Source organism: Streptomyces sp. NPDC051020 (assembly GCF_040683105.1).
Taxonomy (GTDB): Bacteria; Actinomycetota; Actinomycetes; order Streptomycetales; family Streptomycetaceae; genus Streptomyces.
Genome location: NZ_JBFBCG010000013.1, coordinates 49,863 through 71,782, shown reverse-complemented (window position 1 = coordinate 71,782; position 21,920 = coordinate 49,863). Strand labels below are relative to the sequence as shown.

General features: G+C 70.4%; 20 protein-coding genes and 2 pseudogenes. 15 read left to right on the top strand and 7 right to left on the bottom strand.

What is annotated here, in order from left to right; genetic code table 11:
* Positions 1–1,050: 1,050 nt before the first annotated feature.
* Complete coding sequence (locus AB0N06_RS10055; RefSeq protein ID WP_366134218.1) at positions 1,051–1,551, top strand: hypothetical protein; 501 nt, start codon at positions 1,051–1,053, stop codon at positions 1,549–1,551.
* Positions 1,552–1,614: 63 nt separating this feature from the next.
* Here AB0N06_RS10055 and AB0N06_RS10050 read toward each other — a convergent pair.
* Positions 1,615–1,827: pseudogene (locus AB0N06_RS10050) on the bottom strand (hypothetical protein); the annotation flags it as partial.
* Positions 1,828–1,856: 29 nt separating this feature from the next.
* Positions 1,857–2,483, bottom strand: a pseudogene (locus AB0N06_RS10045) (DUF6192 family protein); the annotation flags it as partial.
* 673 nt (positions 2,484–3,156) lie between these two features.
* Here AB0N06_RS10045 and AB0N06_RS10040 point away from each other — a divergent pair.
* The 6 genes from AB0N06_RS10040 (at position 3,157) to AB0N06_RS10015 (ending at position 9,270) form a co-directional block, all read left to right on the top strand.
* The gene (locus AB0N06_RS10040; protein ID WP_366134260.1) at positions 3,157–3,279 is read left to right on the top strand and encodes a hypothetical protein; all 123 of its coding nucleotides are present in this window, start codon (positions 3,157–3,159) and stop codon (positions 3,277–3,279) included.
* A 250-nt stretch (positions 3,280–3,529) separates the two neighbouring features.
* Positions 3,530–5,146, top strand: coding sequence for a chitobiase/beta-hexosaminidase C-terminal domain-containing protein (locus AB0N06_RS10035; protein ID WP_366134217.1), 1,617 nt, complete (start codon positions 3,530–3,532; stop codon positions 5,144–5,146).
* A 162-nt stretch (positions 5,147–5,308) separates the two neighbouring features.
* The gene (locus AB0N06_RS10030) at positions 5,309–5,953 is read left to right on the top strand and encodes a class I SAM-dependent methyltransferase (RefSeq protein ID WP_366134216.1); all 645 of its coding nucleotides are present in this window, start codon (positions 5,309–5,311) and stop codon (positions 5,951–5,953) included.
* A 21-nt stretch (positions 5,954–5,974) separates the two neighbouring features.
* Positions 5,975–6,916, top strand: coding sequence for an N-acetylmuramoyl-L-alanine amidase (locus AB0N06_RS10025; protein WP_366134215.1), 942 nt, complete (start codon positions 5,975–5,977; stop codon positions 6,914–6,916).
* 441 nt (positions 6,917–7,357) lie between these two features.
* On the top strand, positions 7,358–8,140 hold the full coding sequence (locus tag AB0N06_RS10020; protein ID WP_366134214.1) for a hypothetical protein: 783 nt from the start codon (positions 7,358–7,360) through the stop codon (positions 8,138–8,140).
* 116 nt (positions 8,141–8,256) lie between these two features.
* The gene (locus tag AB0N06_RS10015; protein WP_366134213.1) at positions 8,257–9,270 is read left to right on the top strand and encodes an LLM class F420-dependent oxidoreductase; all 1,014 of its coding nucleotides are present in this window, start codon (positions 8,257–8,259) and stop codon (positions 9,268–9,270) included.
* Between the two features lie 203 nt (positions 9,271–9,473).
* On the opposite strand, the gene AB0N06_RS10010 is transcribed toward AB0N06_RS10015, so the two are convergent.
* The 5 genes from AB0N06_RS10010 to AB0N06_RS09990 form a co-directional block, all read right to left on the bottom strand.
* Positions 9,474–10,250: a maleylpyruvate isomerase family mycothiol-dependent enzyme gene (locus AB0N06_RS10010; RefSeq protein ID WP_366134212.1), complete on the bottom strand. Its 777-nt coding sequence runs from the start codon at positions 10,248–10,250 to the stop codon at positions 9,474–9,476.
* A 39-nt stretch (positions 10,251–10,289) separates the two neighbouring features.
* Positions 10,290–10,841, bottom strand: coding sequence for a hypothetical protein (locus AB0N06_RS10005; RefSeq protein ID WP_366134211.1), 552 nt, complete (start codon positions 10,839–10,841; stop codon positions 10,290–10,292).
* 208 nt (positions 10,842–11,049) lie between these two features.
* Positions 11,050–12,138 carry a prenyltransferase gene (locus tag AB0N06_RS10000; RefSeq protein ID WP_366134210.1) on the bottom strand — a complete coding sequence of 363 codons (1,089 nt, stop codon included), beginning with the start codon at positions 12,136–12,138 and terminating at the stop codon, positions 11,050–11,052.
* Positions 12,135–12,902, bottom strand: a complete 768-nt coding sequence (locus AB0N06_RS09995) for a class I SAM-dependent methyltransferase (RefSeq protein ID WP_366134209.1) — start codon at positions 12,900–12,902, stop codon at positions 12,135–12,137. The genes AB0N06_RS10000 and AB0N06_RS09995 overlap by 4 nt, the downstream gene beginning before the upstream one ends.
* Before the next feature lie 71 nt (positions 12,903–12,973).
* On the bottom strand, positions 12,974–14,302 hold the full coding sequence (locus AB0N06_RS09990) for a glycosyltransferase family 4 protein (RefSeq protein WP_366134208.1): 1,329 nt from the start codon (positions 14,300–14,302) through the stop codon (positions 12,974–12,976).
* Between the two features lie 227 nt (positions 14,303–14,529).
* On the opposite strand from AB0N06_RS09990, the gene AB0N06_RS09985 reads away from it, so the two are divergent.
* The 8 genes from AB0N06_RS09985 to AB0N06_RS09950 all read left to right on the top strand — a co-directional run bounded on the left by AB0N06_RS09985 (position 14,530) and on the right by AB0N06_RS09950 (position 21,718).
* Complete coding sequence (locus AB0N06_RS09985) at positions 14,530–15,141, top strand: TetR family transcriptional regulator (RefSeq protein ID WP_366134207.1); 612 nt, start codon at positions 14,530–14,532, stop codon at positions 15,139–15,141.
* A 276-nt stretch (positions 15,142–15,417) separates the two neighbouring features.
* Entirely contained in the window at positions 15,418–15,786 is a 369-nt protein-coding gene (locus tag AB0N06_RS09980) for a DUF4190 domain-containing protein (protein ID WP_366134206.1), read from the top strand.
* Positions 15,787–15,995: 209 nt separating this feature from the next.
* Positions 15,996–17,243 carry a substrate-binding domain-containing protein gene (locus AB0N06_RS09975; protein WP_366134205.1) on the top strand — a complete coding sequence of 416 codons (1,248 nt, stop codon included), beginning with the start codon at positions 15,996–15,998 and terminating at the stop codon, positions 17,241–17,243.
* A gap of 3 nt (positions 17,244–17,246) precedes the next feature.
* A complete protein-coding gene (locus AB0N06_RS09970; RefSeq protein WP_366134204.1) occupies positions 17,247–18,038 on the top strand; it encodes an ABC transporter ATP-binding protein in 792 nt (263 codons plus the stop codon).
* Complete coding sequence (locus AB0N06_RS09965) at positions 18,035–18,787, top strand: ABC transporter ATP-binding protein (RefSeq protein WP_366134203.1); 753 nt, start codon at positions 18,035–18,037, stop codon at positions 18,785–18,787. The genes AB0N06_RS09970 and AB0N06_RS09965 overlap by 4 nt, the downstream gene beginning before the upstream one ends.
* On the top strand, positions 18,787–19,674 hold the full coding sequence (locus AB0N06_RS09960) for a branched-chain amino acid ABC transporter permease (RefSeq protein WP_366134202.1): 888 nt from the start codon (positions 18,787–18,789) through the stop codon (positions 19,672–19,674). Before AB0N06_RS09965 ends, AB0N06_RS09960 begins: the two co-directional genes overlap by 1 nt.
* The gene (locus AB0N06_RS09955; protein ID WP_366134201.1) at positions 19,671–20,816 is read left to right on the top strand and encodes a branched-chain amino acid ABC transporter permease; all 1,146 of its coding nucleotides are present in this window, start codon (positions 19,671–19,673) and stop codon (positions 20,814–20,816) included. Before AB0N06_RS09960 ends, AB0N06_RS09955 begins: the two co-directional genes overlap by 4 nt.
* Positions 20,813–21,718: an alpha/beta hydrolase gene (locus tag AB0N06_RS09950; RefSeq protein ID WP_366134200.1), complete on the top strand. Its 906-nt coding sequence runs from the start codon at positions 20,813–20,815 to the stop codon at positions 21,716–21,718. The genes AB0N06_RS09955 and AB0N06_RS09950 overlap by 4 nt, the downstream gene beginning before the upstream one ends.
* Positions 21,719–21,920: the final 202 nt, after the last annotated feature.

Below are 21,920 nucleotides of genomic sequence, written 5' to 3'. Positions count from 1 at the left end.
GAACAGGACCTTCCCATGCACCGGTCCGCCACACCGACCGAGGTCACCGTGGGCCGCTGGGGCGAACTCAACATCTTCGCCTGCCCCGAAGAACCCAGCCACCCGCACCGCTGGAGCATCCAGTAGGCCACTCGGCCATGACCAGTGCACCTGCTCGAGGGCGTCCGCTCCCCCTGGGCTGCGGCGTTCGAGCGGCGCTGCGGCCAGCGGCCGAGTGCCGTCGTTTCTCGTGAACATCGAACACGGCGCAGTCCGGGTGCCTCCCAAACCACTGAGCAACCGCTCAAACCCGTGAGTGCCTGTTTCTGAACCTGATGAGGTCCCTGTCGGGAGATGACTCTTCTCAGACACATGAGGCAGGAGGGGAGGTTTTGGCTGGTACGCCACTGCTGTACCCCATGTTCCACATCTACGGTCTGGTGCACTCAAGTCCGCCCGACTATGGGCAGTTGGGTCGTACAGCGAAAGGGAGACTTTTTCGTGCGATTAAGATCCATTGGAAGTATGTTCGCCGTCTCCGTGGCGCTGGTCGCCGCCAGCACACAGACGGCGCTGGCGGCCCCACCACCGAATCCGGGACCGCCGGAGCTCACGGTGACCACGCAGGACAAATCCTCTGAGGCAGCGACGAGCTGCGAGTTCTACGCGTCGAAGCCCAACCACAGCGGCTCCCGGATGACGGGCACCGGAGGCATCAGGACGTGCTCAGGTGGACCCGTAGCCTGTACCAGCGAGGTGGACCTCGAGTACTACAGCAACACTTCGAGCCAGTGGTACACGACAGGGACCGCACGTCAGTCCCTGTGCGCGCCACCGCTGCGGTCGTCGACCGCAGCGGCAACCTGCGTGAACCACGCCGGTGACCCGAGCCGTGCCTTCCGTACCACTACGTACGGGACCCTCGTGAGCTCGAGCGGCTCCCACGCCAGCGGCACCGTATACAGCGACCTTCTGTACGTGCCCTGCACGTAGTGAGAAATTGGAGGGCCTGGTGGTCGTCGAATTGGTCCTCGGCCCCAGGCCTTCCACTCGCCGTCGAGAGGATCGACCGTGCCCCCCGACCACGACATGCTGTGGCGTCGTTGCGCTCATCTGGGGCGTGTCCTGCTGCCGTTGGTAGACCAGGAGCCATGGCGGCAGGCTCGTCGCCACGAGAACCTGCAGGCCTGGGGCATCGACACGACGGCTGGCGAGCGGCTGATCGAACTCTTCGCGGCTCTGGCGACCCATGCTGTCGCAGTCGACACTTCATTGTCCGCCGCAGAATTAGATGATCTGTCCCTCAAAGCCGTGGCCGACGCGGCGACCGGCAAGCGCGACTACGAACTGCTCGCCGGCCTTCCGAAAACCTTCGCCGACGACCGTGACGGACACGCCGTCAACGTCTTCCGTCTGCACATATACAGGGGTGGCCAGTCCAGCCATCGACTCACCCAGCTGAGCACGGAACTGCGGCATGCACTGCTCGTCCTCGCCGAACGCGCGCCGATACGGTTACCCACGTGTGGGGATATCTTCCGCCGGGCGGCCGAGGCCGGTCTGCCGCTCTGAGTGCCTGCTTTCGAAGGCGGGGTGGCAGCTGGGTGGCGGTGGTGACCGCCACCGCCGCAATGATCAGTCCCGTTGCGCTTCGCGGGATGCTGGTTGACCGCTCCTGCGGGAGCTTCGGCGGGTGATTCGCCTGGTCATGAGCGTGATCGCGGCCCAGGTGATCAATGATTCCGAGTGCTGGATGAGCCGTTCGTAGTCGCGTGGGTGTCGGCGGGCGTGCATGATCCAGGCGAGCGACCGTTCGACGACCCAGCGGCGGGGCAGGATGACGAAGCCGACGGCTCCCTTGGGCCGGCTGACTGTCTTGAGCGTGAGGCGGCGACCTGGTCGTCGCGGGTGAGTACCTCGACGGCCCGGACCTTGTCCTCCTGCCTGACTTGGGCGACCACCGTCGGACGACGCAGCAGGTCGCCGGTGACGGTGGCGGCGACCTCCTCGTCCCTTGCGAGGGTGTGGATCGCGCTGACCTTCTCCTGCGGGGTGATCGGGTTCTCGACCTGTCGGCCGACCCGGCGCCGGGCCTCGTCCGCGGTCCACCGCGGCTTGCCCTCTGGTGGGGTCAGGATCGCGGCGAACCGTTCCCGCTCGTCGCCGAGGCCCGCCAGGATCTTGTGGACGGTGAAGGACACGGCCTTCTGCCGGTGTTCCTTCGGCCAGCGCGAGGCCGTCCACCTGGCCTCCTTCACCGTCGAGTACGACAGTCCGATGTCCTCGGCCAAGGGAAACATCGACTCCTTGACCGTGAACAGCTCCTCGCCCCGCTCCTGCCCGCCGGCCTCGCGCATCGGCTCGATCTCCAGCGCGTAGTCGCCGATCGTGAACTGGCCCCGGGTCTGGTTCTCCACCACCGTGCGCAGTTCGGTCACGATCTGCTCGTAGCGGCTGGAGCTGACGCTGCCGACCATGTCGGCGTTCCTGATCTCTTCGGGCATGGCATTCACCACCCACCGCGGGCCGGGGCACAGCCCCTCGGCCGTGACAAGACGCGGCCCGCTTCATGACCCGAGAGTTGGACCGAAAATCCTAAGATCACAACGAACGACCGTGAATGATTCGCCGAACGTTTCCTTCCGGGCCCGCCAAGCCCTCACTACGCACCGCCGCAAGCAGTAGACGGCGTTCGACCGCCGATCCACCCCCGCTATCCAACGGGCCTCGCACTCGGGACACTCGGCCCGGCCGGCACCACTCAACTCCGCGGCCACCCGTTTGCGCAACCGGCGGCCTCGGCGCCACTGCCTGGCACGACACGCCGTCGAGCAGTACACGGCATCGGGCCGCGCTTCCGGCCCCAGCCGTTCACCGCAGCCCCCACACACCCGCTCTCCGGCCCGCCGGGCACTGTCGGACACCACGCCAGCCTAGGCCCCCGAGGCTACTCAGCACGGCAGTTCAGAAACAGGCACTGAACAAAGCCAGCAGGTCGGAGAATTCCGTCGGTTGCGCAACTCCCCGCCCGGGACCAGAACCCGGAACACAACTCATCGATAAGTCCCGCGATTTCGCCACCTAAACCTGGACGATCCGAGACTTCGACGTCCAGCCGAAACCTGCGAACCGCAGGTCAGCCGACACCCCACTCGCCAAGTGAAACCGGAGAGGACAATGGAACAGGCCGCCGCAAAACCGGTGATCGGCCGGCTCTTCCACGGCGTGGACGAGCGCGTCCCGCTGGAGGGGCTGCGGTTCGGGGTCCGCGTCATGACCCGACCCCGGCAGAGCTGCTGAGCCGATCCAGCAGCTCCGCCGGGGGCCGCCCCGACCCGGGCCCACCCCTCGTACGCCCCCGCCGGACCTGTTCCGGCGAGGGCGTACGGCATGGAGCGCAGCCCTGCGCGAGCCGTACCCGGACGTTCACGACCGCTTCACAGAACGGTCAGCCGGGGCGCCCCTCCCCCTCCCCGTGACCACCTAACGTCCTTGGTTCAGACCGGTTACCGACTCGTTATGGTGACCGCGCCAGAGACAAGGAACCCCCGTGAGAATCACCCCTCTTGTGATCGTTGCCGCGTCCGCAGCGCTCGCCGCACCGACCGCTGCCCACGCCGAGCCCGACACCTCTCACCCGCCCGCGGCACCCGGTGTGAGTGTGCCCGGTGGGCGGTACGAGCACGCGGTGACACTGAAGTTCAGCACCGAGCGCGGAACCACCGTCCGCTACACGCTGGACGGCTCGACCCCGACCCGCGAAAGCAGCGTCTACTCCCCCGGCCGCCCACTGCGGATCACCGAAGACACCAACGTCACGGCTGTCGCCTTCCACGGCAGTCAGGCGAGCCCGCCCGTCTCGTACGGCTACCTGATCAAGACGCAGGAGAAGCCGCTCGCCACGTTCGTCGTCATGTCGGACGTCCACGTCGGGGACCACGCGCACAACGACAAGAAGTACGAGAGCTTCTTCGACACCATCGGTTCGATCTTCCCGAACCCGGACGCGATCCTGTCCAACGGCGACATGATCAATGACAACGGCGACGGCAAGGGTCCGGACCACAGGATCGTCTCGGAGATCTTCCAGGCGAACCTCAAGCGCAAGGGCATGGACAGCACCCAGCTGCTGATCTCCAACGGCAACCACGACGCGAGCCTCGCCGCGATACGCGCCGGCTACCCGAAGGCGTGGTTCCCGGACTCCGGCGGCGGCTACTACGAGTCCGACGTCAAGGGTGTGCACCTCTTCACGGTGAACACGGAGACGTACAACAACGACACCGCGCAGCGCACCTGGCTGAAGACCCGCCTGGCCGAGCTCACCGCTGACCCGGCGAACGCCAACCGGCCGATCCTCGTCCAGGGCCACCGCCCCACCACCGGAACGGCGATGGACGGCCAGCAGGCGTCCAACCCGCGGCTGGCCGAGGACCTGAGCGCCTTCCCGCAGGCGATCTTCTTCAGCGGCCACTCGCACCTCAACATCAACGACGACCGGTCGATCCACCAGCGCGACTTCACGTCGGTCAACGACGGTTCGATGTCGTACGTCGAGATCGACCACGGCTACCAGATGGTCACCGAGACGGGCCTCGCCAACCGCTTCGAGTCACCGACCGCCCAGGCGCTCTTCGTCGAGGTCTACAAGGACCGTACGGAGATCGAACGCATCAACATGGCCGCGGACCAGCACGACATCTACACCGGAGGACAGTGGTCGGCGAGCTGGCAGCCGCCGTACGCCAGCGCGGGCACGCTGAGCGGTCCGGGCTGGACGGTACGTCTGAAGGGCTCGACGAACCAGCAGATCAAGGACAACTTCCGGTACACCGCCGCCGAACGGAACAAGGTGGCACCGGAGTTCACCACCGGCGAGCCACTGACGGCGGTACGCGGCCCCGAGGGCGCCACGGCCGTGCGGATCGCGCAGGCCCAGGACGACCAGATGGTCCACCACTACGACGTCGACATCACCGACACGACGACCGGCACCAAGGCCGTCTCGTCCAAGGTCCTCTCCGACTTCTTCATCATGCCGCGCCCGAACACCCTGGACATCCCGGTCCCGGGCGCGGTGGCGGGCCACGCGTACGAGGCGCGGGTCGTGGCGGTGGACGCGTACGGCAACGCCTCCCCGGCCACGACGCTGACGTTCACCCGCTGACGCGCCGGAAAACCCCCTGGAGCGGTGGGCCGGCGGCCCACCGCTCCTGCGGCCGCACCGGGTGTCGGCCCTGCCGGCACAAGCCACCCCGCCGACAGTGCCGACCGGCCCGTACGGCACGATGAGGCGCCGTTTCATTCCCGTACGACCAGGAGGAACCCCGTGGCCGCCGAGCCCGAGCCGGAGATTCTCGCTGCCTTCCAGGCGGCCAAGGGCTTCATGCCGGTGGTCGAGGGGCTCGCCCTCCACGCGGCCGCCACCGACGCCGCCGCGCTCGGTCTGCCGCTGCTGGAGGTCGGGACGTACTGCGGGCGGTCCACGATCCTGCTCGCCGACGTCGCCCGGGCGGCCGGTGTGACCGCGCTCACCGTCGACCATCACCGGGGCAGCGAGGAGCAGCAGCCGGGCTGGGAGTACCACGACCCGACCGTCGTGGACCCGGAGGTCGGCCGGATGGACACGCTGCCGACCTTCCGCCGCACGCTGCACGCGGCGGGCCTCGAAGACCACGTCGTGGCGCTCGTCGGGCGGTCCCCGCAGGTCGCGGCCGTCTGGGGCGGGCAGCTCGGCTTCGTCTTCATCGACGGCGGGCACACCGACGAGCATGCGAACGGTGACTACGAGGGCTGGGCGCCGCATGTCGCCGAGGGCGGGCTGCTCGTGATCCACGACGTGTTCTCCGATCCCGCGCACGGTGGTCAGGCACCGTACCGGGTGTATCTGCGGGCGCTGGAGTCCGGGGCGTTCACCGAGGTGTCGGCCACGGACTCGCTGCGCGTCCTGCGCCGAACCGGAACGGGGATCTGAGCCGCCGGATAGCATCGCCACGTGCCGTACGACACCAGCGTTCCTCCCACCCCTCACCCCGCGCGGCGCCGCCGGGCCCTGCTCGCCGCTGCCGCGCTGGGCTGCGTGTGCCTGATCACGGGCTGCGGCGGCGGCAGTGGTGGTGGGGCGGCAGCGCAGCCGCGCGAGGGCAGTGGTGGCGCGTCGTCCGCGCCGTCCCTGTCGTCCTCGCCCGCGAAGAGCAGTCCGGCGAGGAGGACGCCCTCGGTACCGCCCTCCCCGTCGAAGTCCACGAGCCGCACGGTGTCCGGGCCGCTGTCGGGGAAGACGGTCGTGATCGACCCCGGGCACAACCCACGCAACCACGAGCACACCCGCGAGATCGGCAGCCAGGTGGACATCGGCACCGCGCACAAGGAGTGCGACACCACCGGTACGTCCACCGACTCGGGCTACGCCGAGGCCGAGTTCACCCTCGACGTCTCGCACCGGCTGCGGACGCTCCTGCAGGCGCAGGGCGCCGAGGTGGTCCTTACGTACGACAACGACCGCCCCTACGGGCCGTGTGTCGACGAGCGGGCCCGGATCGGCAACAACGCCAAGGCCGATGCGGTCGTGTCGGTGCACGCGGACGGTTCCGCGGTCGGCAACCGCGGCTTCCATGTGATTCTTCCCGCACTCGTGCGCGGCGGGGCGGCGGACACCTCGAAAATCGTCGAACCGTCGCGCGATCTCGGCACCCGGATCGCCGGTCTCTTCGTCCGCGCTACCGGAAGTTCACCTTCCAATTACGTGGGCGGCAATACGGGGTTGGACACCCGCAAGGATCTGGGCGGACTCAATTTGTCCACGGTGCCCAAGGTGTTCATCGAGTGCGGCAATATGCGTGACCCGAAGGACGCCGCCCTGCTCACCAGCGCGGGCTGGCGCCAGAAGGCCGCACAGGGCATTGCGGACGGCATCAGTTCCTACCTGCGCGGGTAAGACCGACCGGCAATTGGGGGGTGGGTGAAGGAGCGGGGCTGGGGTGCGTGCGTCGCAAGGCGGAGGATTGAGCCATGGCGGATGGGGCCTCCCCTGCTCGAGCGAAGCCGAGAGCTTGGGGAACATGGTGATTGACGACAACGCCGCGAGGTGCGTGCCCCAGCCCCGTGACGCCGCCCCCCAATTGCCGGTCGGTCTAAGCACGTGTAGTTGTGCGGCGGTTGTGCGGTGGTTATGCAGGGTTATTCGGGGGGATGACCGTCCAAGGTCCGGGCCAGGACACAACCCGCCTGGGCAGACGATAGATTCATCCGTGCGATGCGGAGCCGCCCCCGGGCTTCGCTCCGTGCCCGCCGCACCGGCGGCAGCGACGACCGCCCGACGAGACGACCGACTAAGGACCTTCACGTGGATATCCGCTCGCTCACTAGAGGCGATGGCGTGGTGATCGGAGCAGCGGTCGTGCTGTTCATCGCCTCTTTCCTCGATTTCTTCTCCTACAACGGCCTCACCGTCGCCGCGCCGAACGCCTGGGATTCGCTGGGCAATGCGATCGGCGTCTACCTGGTCGGGGTGATCGGTGCGGCACTGATCGTGCTCTCCCATTCGCAGCCCCAGCCCCGCAAGATCGTCGGCCTGGAACTCGGCCAGTTCGGTGTCGCGGCCACGGTCTTCACCGCGTGGAACATCTTCTGGACGATCATCGACCTCGGTCAGGTCGACGCAGGTGCCGGTCTCGTCCTCGGTCTGATCGCCTCGCTCGTGCTGGCCGGCGGCGCGGTCGCCACCCCGCTGGTTCCCGCGCTGAAGGCACCCCTGATGGGCGCCCCGCGCCCGCAGCCCGTGCAGGCGCCGTACGGCGGCCAGCCGCAGCCCGGCCAGGGGTACGGCTACCCGGGTGCCCAGCAGCAGCCGTACGGGGCGCAGCCGGGTCAGCCCCAGCCGTACGGTGCCCAGCCGCAGCCCGGTCAGCCCGATCCCACCCAGGCGCAGCAGGCCCCGCAGGGCGGCGCCGCGCCGGCCGGCGACTTCACGCCGTTCTGGTTCGCCGTGCCGGTGGCCCGTCCGCTGTACGGCGAGGACGGTTCACCGAGCCCGATCGCCGAACTGGCGCCGGGCACCTGGTACCTCGCGGTCGAGCAGCGTGGTCCGGGCCTCATCGCCCAGACCCAGGACGGCCGTCGTGGCGTTCTGCAGGACACCACGGGTATCCAGCGCGGCTGACAACACTTCCGCTCTGCGGCCCCTCGCCCCTTCCGGGCGGGGGGCCGCTGCCGTACTCTCCGTCCGTACACCGTGATCTGACGTAGCGTCACTTCAAGACGGCTGGAGGGACCGGTATGCGGCTCGGACTCGCTCTCGGCTACTGGGGCCGCGGCCCGAACCCCGCGCACCTGGAGCTCGCCCGCGAGGCGGAACAGCTGGGCTACGACTCGGTGTGGACGGCGGAGGCCTGGGGCTCCGACGCCTTCACCCCGCTGACCTGGATCGCGGCGCACACCTCCCGCATCCGGCTGGGCACCGGCATCGCGCAGATGGCGGCGCGCACCCCGACCGCGACGGCCATGCACGCACTGACCCTCGACCACCTCTCCGGCGGCCGCATGATGCTCGGGCTCGGGCTGTCAGGGCCCCAGGTGGTGGAGGGCTGGTACGGGCGCCCGTTCCCGAAGAGCCCGCTGACCGCCACCCGCGAGTACGTCGAGGTCATCCGGCAAGTAATGAGGCGCGAGGCCCCTGTTGAGCTGGACGGGCGGTTCCACTCCCATCCGTACACCGGTCCGGACGCGACCGGGCTCGGCAAACCGCTGAAGCCGATCACCCATCCGCTGCGGGCCGGGATGCCCGTACTGCTGGGTGCCGAAGGCCCGAAGAACATCGCGCAGACGACCCGGATCGCGGACGGCTGGCTGCCGCTGTACTGGTCGCCGCTGCGGACCGATGTGTACGAGGCGTCGCTGACCGGGCTCCCCGACGGCTTCATGATCGCGCCGATGGCCCGCGCCCACGTCTGTGACGACGTCACGGAAGGCCTGCTGCCGGTGAAGGCGATGCTCGGCTTCTACATCGGCGGGATGGGACACGCCGCCCGTAACTTCCACGCCGACCTGATGGCACGGATGGGCTTCGCGGAGGAGGCGCGGCGGATTCAGCAGCTGTTCCTCCAAGGCCGCAAGGAGGAGGCGGTGCTGGCTGTTCCGGACGCGTTCGCCGATGAGATCTCGCTCGTCGGACCGCGTGAACGGATCGCGGAACGGCTGGAGTTGTGGCGCAAGGGCCCGGTGACCGATCTGCTGGTCACAGCACCGGACCCCCACACCCTGCGCGTACTGGCAGACCTCAACAGCGCCTGAGCGCCGGTCTCAGAGGCCGCGCACGTAGGTGGGGTGGAGGAAGGAGCGGGGCGAGGGGCAAGCCCGGCAAGGCGGAGGAGGGAGGCGACGCGGAGGGGCCCCTCCCATGCCTTTCGGGCTATGGGGGAGTCGTCGACCGACGACAACGCCGCCGGGCGCCGCCCATCGGCACGCGACGCCGCCCCACCCATGTGCGCGGCCTCTCAGCGGAACGTCGCACGCTCCAGCCAGAAGTCGAGCAACTCCCGGTCCCCGAGCACCTCGACCCGTCCGCTGTCCACGTCCAGTCGCCGGTTGACCAGCAGCATCAGGTCCGTCAGCGGCGCGCGCACCGCGACGGTCGCCTTCTCGTGCGCCCGCCGCCAGGTGAACCCGTCCTCGCCGAACTCGATCAGCCACTCCGCCCCGGGCACGTCCGTGGCATGGAAGTGGAGGGACCGGCCGGCCCCCCGGAGCTCCGCGGCCTCCGGGTCGCCCTGGGCCTGGGCGAAAGCGACGATCTCCAGCCACTCGTCCATCGTGTCGGCCGCCAGCTCGGGCGCCACCTCGTAGCCGGCCCGCACGGCGAGCACCGCGTCGGCGCGGTGGACGACCGTCTCGTGCGCCATGCGCCGCGCCCAGAACCCGGCGCTCGTGTCCCACGACCAGCTCCACGCCTGCTGGTCGCGACCTGCGTCGCGCAGGACGGCTGCCGTCTTCGCCGCCCCGTCGGCCAGCCAGGCGTCCAGCACGGCCGGGTCGTCGCCGTCCGGCGTGAACTCCGGCACCTCTTCGTCCGCGAGTTGCCCGGTCGCCCGGGTGCGGACGATCTCGCCGGCCCAGCGATGGGCGCCTCCGACATGCACGGCGAGATCGCGCAGCGTCCAGTCGGGGCAGGTCGGGACCGTCGCGGAGAGATCCGCGCCCTTGAGCGCCGCCCTCAACTCATCGGTCTGCCGGACGATTTCGTCGCAGTAGCGGTCATGTGCCAGAAGTGTCATAGCGGCACCCTCATAGGGCCGTCGCTCAGCCCACATCAGTTATCCGCCGAGCTGGGAGGTGGACGGCACCTTGTCCTTCACCTCGGCGCCCGCGCTCTTGCCTGCGTCCTTGATACCGCCGATGACGTTCTCGAAGGCCCCGATGTCCCCCGCGCCAGCCTCGCCCGTGCGGAGCTTGTTCCCGAGCCCCTTGAGCGACTCGATGCCCGCCGTCAGCGGCGCGACCGCCTTCGACAGCAGCGGGTCGCCCTTGGCGTTCTCCGCCGCCGCCTTGAGCCGGTTGTACGCGAACCCGCCCGCGAGCCCCGCCTTGACCAGTGCGAACTTTCGCCCGTCGGCGCCCTTCTTGAACGTGCCCGCACGGTACGGCTTCACGATCCACTGATACGTGGCACCCGCCGCGAGCCCCGCGTTGGCGACGAACCGCGTCTTCGCGAGCTTCTGCTTCTCCGCCGACGCCGTGCCGCTCGGGGACGGGGAGGAGCTCGCACTGCTGCCGGAACCCTTGCCGCACGCGGTGGCGCCCACCAGCACGGTGCAGGACAGCAGCACGGCCACGAACAGACGGCGGAGCGGTACGGAACTGGGCACAGCGGGCCTCCCTGGACGGGCACACGGCGAGTTCTGCGGTGAGTGACGCGGTTCGGCACTCCCGGCCAGGCTCGTCCCGGCCCGGGAGCCGCGCCACTCAGGAGGCACCGTCCGGGTTTCGGGCCGCGGAAAGCGGCATGCGGTGGCGGGCCGCATCCGCCGCTACCGACCTGCCGGTGAGGACGCGCTCAGTGGTCCACGCGGACCATCAGGTGCGCGAAGCCTCATCGCAGCAGTCCGGCTCCAGCCCCTTCGGCAGCCGTTCGCCGCTGAAGACCGCGGTCGTCGCCTCGTCGCCTCCCAGAGCGGCCACCGCGAGCAGCAGCGAGCCGGCGGTCCAGGTGGTGTGCTCCTCCGGCCAGAACGCCCGGTTGCCCTCGAAGACGTAGCCGGTCCAGTACATGCCGCCCTCGGCGCGCAGGTGCTGGATGGACTGGAGAATCTCCAGCGCCCGGTCGGACTCACCCATCACCCAGAGTGTCAGGGCGAGTTCGCAGCTCTCGCCGCCCGTCACCCAGGGGTTGGGCAGCACACAGCGCACCCCGAGACCGGGGACGACGAAGCGATCCCAGGCTTCCTCGATCCGTTCTTTGGCGGCCGTTCCGGTGAGCGCTCCGCCGAGGACCGGGTAGTACCAGTCCATCGAGTAGTGGCTCTTGTCGAGGAAGCGCTCGGGGTGGCTGCGGATCGCGTGTGCGAGCGCACCGGTGGCCAGCTCCCAGTCGGGCTGCGGCTCTTCGCGCTGGTCGGCGATGGCGAGTGCACAGCGCAGCGCCTGGTGGATGGAGGAGCAGCCGGTCAGCAGGGCGTCGTCGACCGGGGTGCCGTCGGGTTCGCGCTTCCAGCCGATCTGCCCGCCCGGCTGCTGGAGCCGCAGGACGAATTCGACGGCCGCGTAGACGGTAGGCCACATCCGGTCGATGAACGCGTCGTCGCCGGTAGCGAGGTAGTGGTGCCAGACGCCGACCGCCACGTACGCGCAGAAGTTGGACTCCAGGCTCCGGTCGGTCGGCCGGTCCGGGTCGCCGTCGTGGTAGGCGGCGTACCAGGAGCCGTCCTCGTTCTGGTGCCGGGCCAGCCAGTCGTAGGCGCGTTCCGCCGCGGCGTGCTCACCCGCGGCGTCGAGGGCCATGGCGGCCTCCGTGTGGTCCCACGGGTCGAGGTGGTGACCGCGGAACCAGGGCAGGGCGCCGTCCTCGCACTGCACGGCGAGCAGCGCGGCGACGGTCTCGGTGGCCTGCTCGGCGGTGAGCACTCCGGGCAGGACGAGGTGTTCGGTCTGCTCGGGAGTGGTCACGCCTCGGCCTTCGAAAGGTCGTCCGCGGCGGCGGCCCTGGGCAGGTGCGGCTTGGTGGCGTAGGCGACGAAGCTCTTGCCGACGACCGGGTTGAGCAGCTGCTCGGCGACCCGGGTGACGGCCGGCTTCTTCATGATGTCCCAGACCAGCAGCTTGTGGTAGGCGCGGACCGGGAGCGCCGCGTCCTCGCCGTCGCGGCCGACTCCGAACGCGCACTTCAGCCACCAGTACGGCGAGTGCAGGGCGTGGGCGTGGTGGGTGCCGTACGGCTTGAGACCGGCGCCGCGGATCTTGCCCAGGAGTTCATCGGCCTTGTAGATGCGGATGTGGCCGCCCTCGACCTCGTGGTACGCGTCGGAGAGCGTCCAGCAGATCTTCTCGGGGCCGTACCGCGGCACGGTGATGGCGATCCGCCCGCCGGGTTTGAGGACCCGGACCATCTCGGCGAGCACGCCCTTGTCGTCGGGGATGTGCTCCATCACCTCGGAGATGATGACGACGTCGAAGGACTCGTCGGGGAACGGCAGGTTGAGCGCGTCGCCCTCCATCGCGGTGGCGGTTGCGCCCTCGGGGGCCTCACCGGCCTCCTTCATCGCCGCGAACCACTTCGCGACCTCGCGGATCTCCTCGCCGTTCTGGTCGAGAGCCACCACCTGGGCGCCGCGCCGGTAGCACTCGAAGGCGTGGCGTCCGGCGCCGCAGCCCAGATCGAGCACTCGGTCGCCCGCGGCGAGCGGGAAGCGGGTGAAGTCCACGGTCAGCACGAATGCCTGCTTTCGCGGTCGGGGGTCGAGGAGGGGTCAGGGAGCCGGGACGGCGAGGACGGGCGTCGGGGTCACCGACGGCTGCCGGAGTGCGTGGTGGCGCGGGCGGCGATCGCCTGCCGGTAGAGCTCCGCGGTGCCGATGGCCGCCTGCTTCCAGGTGAACCGGGACAGCACCCGTTCGCGGCCCGCGGCGCCGAGCCGGGCCCGCAGTTCCGGGTCGCCCAGCAGCCGGGCGAGTGCGGCGGCCAGCGCCCCGGCGTCGGCGGGCGGCACGGCCAGGCAGGTCTCCCCGTCCGGGCCGGCCACCTCGGGGATCGCACCGCCGGTGGTGGCGACGAGCGGGGTGCCGGTGGCCATGGCCTCGGCGGCGGGCAGCGAGAACCCCTCGTACAACGAGGGGACACAGGCGATCTCGGCGCTCCGCACCAGGTCGACGAGTTCGGCGTCGCTGATGCCCTTGACGAACTCGACGGTGCCCTGGAGTCCGTACCGCTCGATGGCCTGCGCGACCGGTCCGTCCTCGGCCCGCTTGCCGACGACCACGAGGTGCGCCTGCGGGTTCTCGGTACGGAGATCGGCGAGCGCCTCGACGAGGTGGACGAGGCCCTTCAGCGGGACGTCGGCACTGGAGGTGGTGACGATCCGGCCCGGCACCTCGGCGATCTTCGGGTCGGGCGACCACAGGTCGGTGTCCGCACCGATGTGCACGACGTGGATCCGGTCCTGCCGCACTCCGAGGTGGTCGACGATCTCCTGCTTGGAGGAGCCGGAGACGGTGAGGACCGACGGCAGCCGGCGCGCGACCCGCTTCTGCATGCGGGTGAAGGCGTACCAGCGGCGCACGGAGGCGCGGCGGCGACGGCTGCCGGCGGCGCCCAGCTCCAACTGCCGGTCGACGGTGATGGGGTGGTGGATGGTGGTGACGAGCGGGGCGCCGAGGTCTGCCAACAGCCCGTATCCGAGTGTCTGGTTGTCGTGGATGACGTCGAACTCGCCGCGGCGGGCGGCGAGATGACGGCGGGCGCGGAGGCTGAAAGTGAGCGGTTCCGGAAAACCGCCGGTCCACATGGTGGCGACCTCGGCGACGTCGATCCAGTCCCGGTACTCGCCGCGAGCGGGGGTACGGAACGGGTCGGGCTGGCGGTAGAGGTCCAGGCTCGGCAACTCGGTGAGCGGCACGCCCTCGTCGAGTACGGGATAGGGCTGGGCGCCGATCACCTCGACGCTGTGACCGAGGCGGGCGAGCTCGCGGCCGAGGTGGCGTACGTACACACCCTGACCGCCGCAGAACGGGTTGCCCTTGTAGGTGAGAAGTGCGACGCGCAGGGGTCGCCCGTCGGCGCTGCCCGACGCGTGGCAGCCCGCGAGGGGGCCCGCTTCTATGGCCTCAGCGGTCACACTCGGCCCCCTTCTCACTGCGTGTTCGCCGGAGCGTAACCGCTCGCGCTAATCTAGAACAAGTTTCAGACTGGATCGTTCAATGAGCTACGAATCTACCGGCAGGTAGCGTCGACGCAACGGCCGGATCAGGTGATTCGCGCCACCACCGGACACCCTGGCATGCTGTGCGCCGCCGGGGCCCAGACGCCTCCCCGGTCGTGGACGGAAGCCATGGATGGGGACACATGACAGCGGAAGCCAAGCCGGCATCGCCGCCCCTGACGGAACGGCAGGAGGCCCGCCGTCGTCGCATTCTGCACGCCAGCGCCCAGCTCGCCAGCAAGGGCGGTTTCGAGGCGGTGCAGATGCGTGAGGTGGCGGAGGCCGCCGGGGTCGCCCTGGGCACGCTGTACCGGTACTTCCCCTCCAAGATCCACCTCCTGGTCGCCACCATGCAGGACCAGCTCCAGCACATGCACGGGACGCTGCGCAAGCGCCCCCCGGCCGGGGACGACGCGGCGGCGCGCGTCGCCGACACCCTGATGCGGGCGTTCCGCGCGATGCAGCGCGAACCGCATCTGGCGGATGCGATGGTGCGTGCGCTGACCTTCGCGGACCGCAGCGTCAGTCCCGAAGTGGACACCGTCTCGCGGATCACGACGGCCATCATCCTGGACTCGATGGGGCTCCAGCACCCGACGCCGGAGCAGCTGTCCGCGGTCCGGGTCATCGAGCACACCTGGCACTCGGCGCTGATCACCTGGCTGTCGGGACGGGCGTCGATCGCGCAGGTGAAGATAGACATCGAGACGGTCTGCCGGCTGATCGACGTGACGACGCCACGGGACGCCCCCTAAGGGCTGTCCCGTAATCCCCGGCGGGCGCACGACGACAGCTACGGCGCCTCGCCGCGTTGTCGGAACGTCCGAATACATCCAGTAGGCGGACGTCCCTCCGCCTTGCGATGCACCGCACCTGACGCCGCGCGCTGATCCACCAGGGATGACGGGACAGCCCTGAGCGAACGCACCCTGGGGCGTCACCGGTCCACCCCACACCCCTCACATCTCGGTGCCGGGTGCCCTCGAATCTCTCCTAGCATGTACCTGACCAGCACCGATGGAGAGGAAGACATGGCTGACGCGTCAGGTATAACAGGCGGCACGCCGGGCGGGCAGAACCCGGGTGTCCACCCCGGGACGGCGCCGGGGTACGGCGTCGGCGCCCAGGCCCCTTACGGCTACGGGTACCCCCCGGGCGCCCCGCTGCCCACCGGCAAGGCGACCGCATCGATGGTGCTCGGCATCGTCGGGCTGCTGCTCATTCCGATCGTGGCGCCCATCATCGCCCTGTGCCTGGGTATCTCGGCCCGCCGCATGGCGGACCGGGGCGAGGGCGGCGCCCGCGGTCAGGCGACCGCCGGAATGGTGATGGGGATCATCGGCTCCGCGTTCGCAGGCTTCGGGTTCGCCGTGGCCGCGCTCCAGGCGATCTGGTACTGACCGCCCACCGCCCAGGCGGTTTCCCCGGCGCCGACGGGGCGTTGACGGGGCGCGTCCTGCGGGCCGCGCCCCCCTGCCTCCGGCTCCGGCCCATGTGCGGCTCCCACATGTGCACCGCCTCAGGTGGGGGCCCCTGCACCATGTCGACGGCGGCGCGGGGTTCATACGGTTCGGCGACATCACAGGAACCCGCCGAGGAGCCGGTCACCATGCGTCGCAGAGCCACAGGCACCGTCCACCACCGCAGATCCCTCTCCGCACTCGCCACGCTGGCTGCCGCCGGCGTCCTGCTGACCGGCTGCACCGCCGCCGGCAAGGCGGGCGAGACGGACACCGCGTCCGGCAAGGGCGCGAAGAACCAGACCGTCGACGTGGGGCTGGTCTACTCCCGGACCGGGCTGCTCGCGGCCTACGGGAAGCAGTACCGCGACGGCTTCATGGCGGGTCTGGACTACGCGACGAAGGGCACCGGCAAGGTGGCCGGGCACCGCATCGAGGTCACCGAGCAGGACGACGCGGGCGACCCCGGCAAGGCGGTCGCCGCGGCGAAGAACCTGATCGGCAAGGGCTACAAGGTACTGGCCGGGACCACGGACTCCGGGGTCGCCCTGCAGATGGCGCCGCTCGCCGCGCAGAACAAAGTGCTGTACGTCAGCGGGCCCGCCGCCACCGACGCCGTGACCGGGATCAACGACTACACGTTCCGCTCCGGCCGGCAGTCCTACCAGGACATCCTCACCGCCGGGGCGATGCTCGGCGGGGCCGAGGGCAAGAAGGTCACCGTGCTGGCCCAGGACTCCACGTTCGGCCAGGCCAACGTCGCCGCGGTGAAGGCCGTGCTCGGCGGCCAGGGCGCGAAGGTGGGTTCCGTGCTGGCCCCGCCGAGCGCCACGGACCTGACCCCGTTCGCCCGGCAGGTGAAGGCCGCCGGTCCCGATCTGGTCTTCGTCGCCTGGGCCGGTTCCACCGCCCCCGCGCTGTGGACCGCCCTGGACCAGCAGGGGGTGCCGAGCGCCTCCAAGGTGGTCACCGGGCTGGCCGGGACCGCCTCGTACCCGGTCTTCGGCGCGGCGGGTTCCAAGGTCTCGTTCCTGGCGCACTACTTCCCCGGCGCGGGCGGCGGCAACGCCGTGGAGAAGGCCATGCTGGACGCGGTGACCAAGGCGGGCGGCACCCCTGATCTGTTCACCCCCGACGGCTTCACCGCGGCCCAGATGATCGTGCACGCCGTGGAGGAGGGCAGCGCCACCGATCCCGCCGCCATGGCGAAGGCCCTGGAGGGCTGGAGCTTCGACGGGGTGAAGGGCAAGGAGCAGATCCGGGCCGAGGACCACGCGCTGCTGCAGCCGATGTTCGTGGCGAAGCTGACCGGAAAGGGCACCACCGCGAAGCCGGAGCTGGTGAACACCGAGCCGATGGACAAGGTGGCGCCGCCCGCGAAGCCCTCGGCGGGCTGACCGATGGCAGCACCTGACACCACGACGGATCACGGGAGCGCGGCGCACTCCGCCGCCCCCGTGCTTCAACTGGCCGGCCTTGGCTGGGGCGTCGGTGGGGCGACCATCGTCGAGGACATCACTCTGGATGTCCGCGAGGGCGAGTTCCTTGCTTTCATCGGCCCCAACGGGGCCGGCAAGACCTCACTGTTCAATCTGATCAGCGGGCTGACGACAGCCACGTCGGGCACCCTCGCGCTGGACGGTGCGGACCTGACCGGCCGTCCCGCGCACGTCCGGGCCCGGCGCGGGATCGGCCGGACGTTCCAGACGTCCAGCCTCTGGCCGGGGATGAGCGTGGCCGACCACGTCCGGCTGGCCGCCCAGGCCGCCGGGGGCGGCTCGTACCGCGTGTGGCGGCGTGCTTCCCCGTACACCGACGAGGTACGCGGCGTACTGGAGCGCACCGGACTCGGCCACCGCGCACGGGCGCTGGCGTCCGAGCTGTCGCACGGCGAGAAGCGGAAACTGGAGCTGGCGGTGCTGCTCGTGGGCGAACCACGGCTGATGCTGCTCGACGAGCCGATGGCCGGGGTGAGCGCGGAGGAGGTCCCCGCACTCACCGAACTGATCCGCACCCTGCACCAGGACGAGGGCCGCACCGTGCTCATGGTCGAGCACCACATGGACGTCCTGCTGGGGCTGGCCGACCGGCTGGCCGTGATGCACCACGGCCGGCTGCTGGCGCTGGACACCCCCGAGGCCGTGACCGCCGACCCGACCGTGCAGCAGGCGTACCTCGGGGAGGGGCTGTGACCGCCGAAACCCTGCTCGCCGTACGGGACCTGCGGGTTCTCATCGGCGGACGGCACATCCTGCACGGCGTGGACCTCGATGTCGCCCGCCACGGGGTGACCGCGATCCTCGGCCGGAACGGTGCCGGGAAGACCACGACCGTACGCGGCGTCCTCGGCCTCGTCCCGCGCACCGGAAGCGTCCGGCTCGACGGTGAGGAGACCGTGGCGCTGCCCACCCACACGCTCGTGCGGCGGGGCATCGGTTACGCCCCCGAGGACCGCGGCGTCTTCGCCGGACTGACCGTGGCGGAGAACCTGCGGCTGGCCGAGCGGCGCGGGGCGGGTGCACCCGCGTACCCCCTCATCCACGAGCTGTTCCCCGAACTGAAGCGCCGAGAGCGCCAGTTGGCCGGGACACTGTCCGGCGGGCAGCAGCAGATGGTCGCCATCGGGCGCACCCTTCTCAACGGAAACCGGCTGATCATCGCGGATGAACCCACCAAGGGTCTGGCGCCCAAGGTGGTCACCGAGGTCGCCGAGGTGCTGGAGCGGGCCGCCGAGGCGGTGCCAGTGCTGCTCGTGGAGCAGAACCTCGCCGTCGTACGGCGCCTCGCCGCGCACTGCACGGTGCTCGCCGACGGCCGGACCGCCCATCAGGGACCGGCCGGTGAGCTGCTGGGCGACGCGGAGGCGGCGCGCCGGCTGCTGGGCGTGGGGCACGGCCCGGCCGCCCCCGTCCCTTCCCGGAACGCGGAGGAAGATTCCTGATGTCCACCCTTGTGCTGCTCACCATGACCGGACTCGGTCTGGGGGCGCTCTACTTCCTGATCGCGTCGGGGCTTTCGCTGATCTTCGGTCTGATGGACGTGCTCAACTTCGCGCACGGGGCGCTGCTCTCCATCGGCGCGTACGGCACCTGGTGGGCGGCGTCCGGCAACCTGCCGGGCGCGGGCCCCGGCGGTGCGGGCTTCGTCCTCGCGGTCCTGTTCGGTACGGCGGTGGGCACCGCCGCCGCGGTGCTGCTGGAACTCACCGTCGTCCGCCCGCTCTACACCCGGCCGCGCGAGCAGGTGCTCGCCACGGTCGGGGTGGGGCTCGCCGTCCCGGCGCTGCTGTCGGGCATCTGGGGCTCGGACGCCCGGACCTTCCCCGGGCCCGAGGCGCTGTCCGGCACGTTCTCCCTGCTGGGCGCGGAAGTCCCGGTCAACCGGCTGGTGCTGATCGCGGCGGCGGTCGTGGTCCTGATCGCGCTGCGGCTCTTCCTCGGGCGGACCCGGCACGGGCTGGTCGTGCGGGCGGGGGTCGAGGACCGGGCGATGGTGACCGCGCTCGGCATCGACGTCCGCAAGGCGTTCACTCTCGTCTTCGCCATCGGCGGCTGCGCCGCCGCGCTCGGCGGGGCGCTCGGCGGGCTGTACTTCGGCTCGGTCGACCCCCGGCAGGGCACCTCGCTGCTGATCTTCGCGTTCGTCGTGGTCGTCACCGGGGGCATGGGCTCGGTGACCGGCGCCGCCACGGCGTCCGTCGTGATCGGCCTGGTCCAGCAGTTCGCCAACTACTACACCGCAGCGGGCCTCGGCGACCTGGCCGTCGTCGTCCTGCTCGCCGCGCTGCTGCTCGTACGGCCGCGCGGACTGACCGGGAGGCTCGCGTGAGCACCATGACCGGGACACCCGACCGCACGAGCGGAACACCGGCGGCACCGTCCGACGCGCCGGTGCGTGCGAACGCGGCGCGGCTGCTGCGCTGGTGGCCGGCCGTGGTGCTGGTGCTGCTGATCGTCGCGCCGTACAGCGCGCTGCCGCTGCCGGGGTTGCTCGACGGCCCTCTGGGCAGTCCGGGCAGCCTTCAACTCCTCGCCACCTGCCTGCTGTTCGGCGCCCTGGCCACCGGCTACGACCTGCTGCTCGGCCGGACCGGGCTGCTCTCCTTCGGGCATGCCCTGTACTTCGCGGCGGGCAGCTACGCCACCAACACCATCATGCTGGAGGCCGGACTGCCGTTCGCCGTCTCCGCGCTGGTCGGCGTCTGCTTCGGGATCGCGCTCGCACTGGTGCTGGGATCGGTGAGCCTGCGGGTCACCGGCATCGGCTTCTCCATGGTGACGCTGGCCTTCGCCCAGGCGGGCTCGATCCTCGTCTCCCGCAATCCCGGCGGCTTCACCGGTGGTGAGGAGGGACGGGCCGCGCCCGCCGAACTGCTGCCGTCCGGGCTCGTGGGCATCGAGCACACGGCGAATCTGTACTGGGTCGCGCTCGGCTATCTCGTCCTCACCCTGGCCGTCGTCCACTGGGCGGTCCGCTCCCCGACAGGCCGGGTCTGGGAGGGCATCAAGGAGAACGAGCGCCGAGTGGAGGTGCTGGGGCTGAAGCCGTACGGGTTCAAGCTGACGGCGTTCGTCCTGGCCGGTGCACTGGCCGCGCTCGGCGGGCTCGTCCATCTGCTGCTCACCGGCGGCTCCACACCCCAGACGACGACCTCGGACTTCACCCTGTCGCTCCTGGTGATGGTGGTGCTGGGCGGCTCGGGCACCCGCTGGGGACCGATGGTCGGTGGCATCCTCTACACGTGGGCCGACCACCGACTCGGCGATCTCGCCGGATCGGGAGCGGTCGCCGACCTTCCCGCGGTGCTGCGGGTGCCGCTCTCCCAGCCGCTGTTCCTGCTCGGTGTGGTGTTCGTGGCCGTGGTCCATCTCCTGCCGGGCGGGCTGGCACGGCTACCGACCCGGATGCGTTCCGCATTCCGTGCGACCAGTGAGGGCGCACCCGCCCAGAAGGAGGACCGTCGCTCATGACCGCGTACGAGGAAATACGTGTCCCGGTGGCCGGGGGCGAGCTGGCCGCGCTGCGGTGGCCGGCCCGGGAGCCCGGTGCGCCGGTGGTCGTCGCCCTGCACGGCATCACGGCCAACGCGCTCTCCTGGGGCACGGTGGCGCGGCTGCTGGCCGGGCAGGTCACGCTGGTCGCCCCGGACCTGCGCGGCCGGGCCGCGAGTTCGGGGCTGCCCGGACCGTACGGGATCGCGACACACGCCGATGACGTCGCGGCCCTGACCGGGGCGCTCGGCCTGGACCGGGTGGTGCTGGCCGGTCACTCGATGGGCGCGTTCGTGGCGGCACTGGCTGCCGTACGGCATCCGGAGCGGTTCGGTCCGCTGCTGCTCGTCGACGGCGGGGTCGGCTTCCCCGCCCCCACCCATCTCTCCCCGGACGAACTGATGACGGCCGTGATCGGCCCGGCCATGGACCGGCTGTCGATGACGTTCCCCGACCGGGCCGCCTACCGGGAGTTCTGGCAGGCGCATCCCGCGTTCGCCGGGGACGCCTGGTCGCCGGAGGTGGACGCGTACATCCAGCGCGATCTGACCGGCGACGAACCGGCGATGCACTCGACGTGCCGGATCGAGGCGGTGCGCACCGACGGCATCGGTCTCTTCGACGACGACGTGCTGTCGGCGGTACGGAAGTTGCCGGTGCCGGCGACGCTGCTGTGGGCGGCGCGCGGTCTGATGGACGAGCCGCAGGGACTGTACGACGAGCAGCGGCTGGCGGCCGCCGGCCTCTCCGGCACCTCGCTGGAGCCGGTGGCGGTGCCGGACGTCAACCACTACACGGTGCTCACCGGGGACGCCGGTGGACGGGAGATCGCCACACGACTGGTGGCACTCTCGAACACACCCGGCCCGTACGACGGTTGAGGAGGAAGCGTAAGACCGACCGGCACATGGGGGGTGGCCGCCTCGCATGTGCCGGCCGGTCGGACGGCTAGGGCGTGTTTCGAAAGTGGCGTCGTCCGCCCGCGGGGCGGGCCGGGCGGCGTCTGGTGCGTGCGATCGCAAGGCGGAGGGTCGCCCCGATACTGGGCGTACCGGGGCGAGCCCGACAACGCAGCGAGCGTGC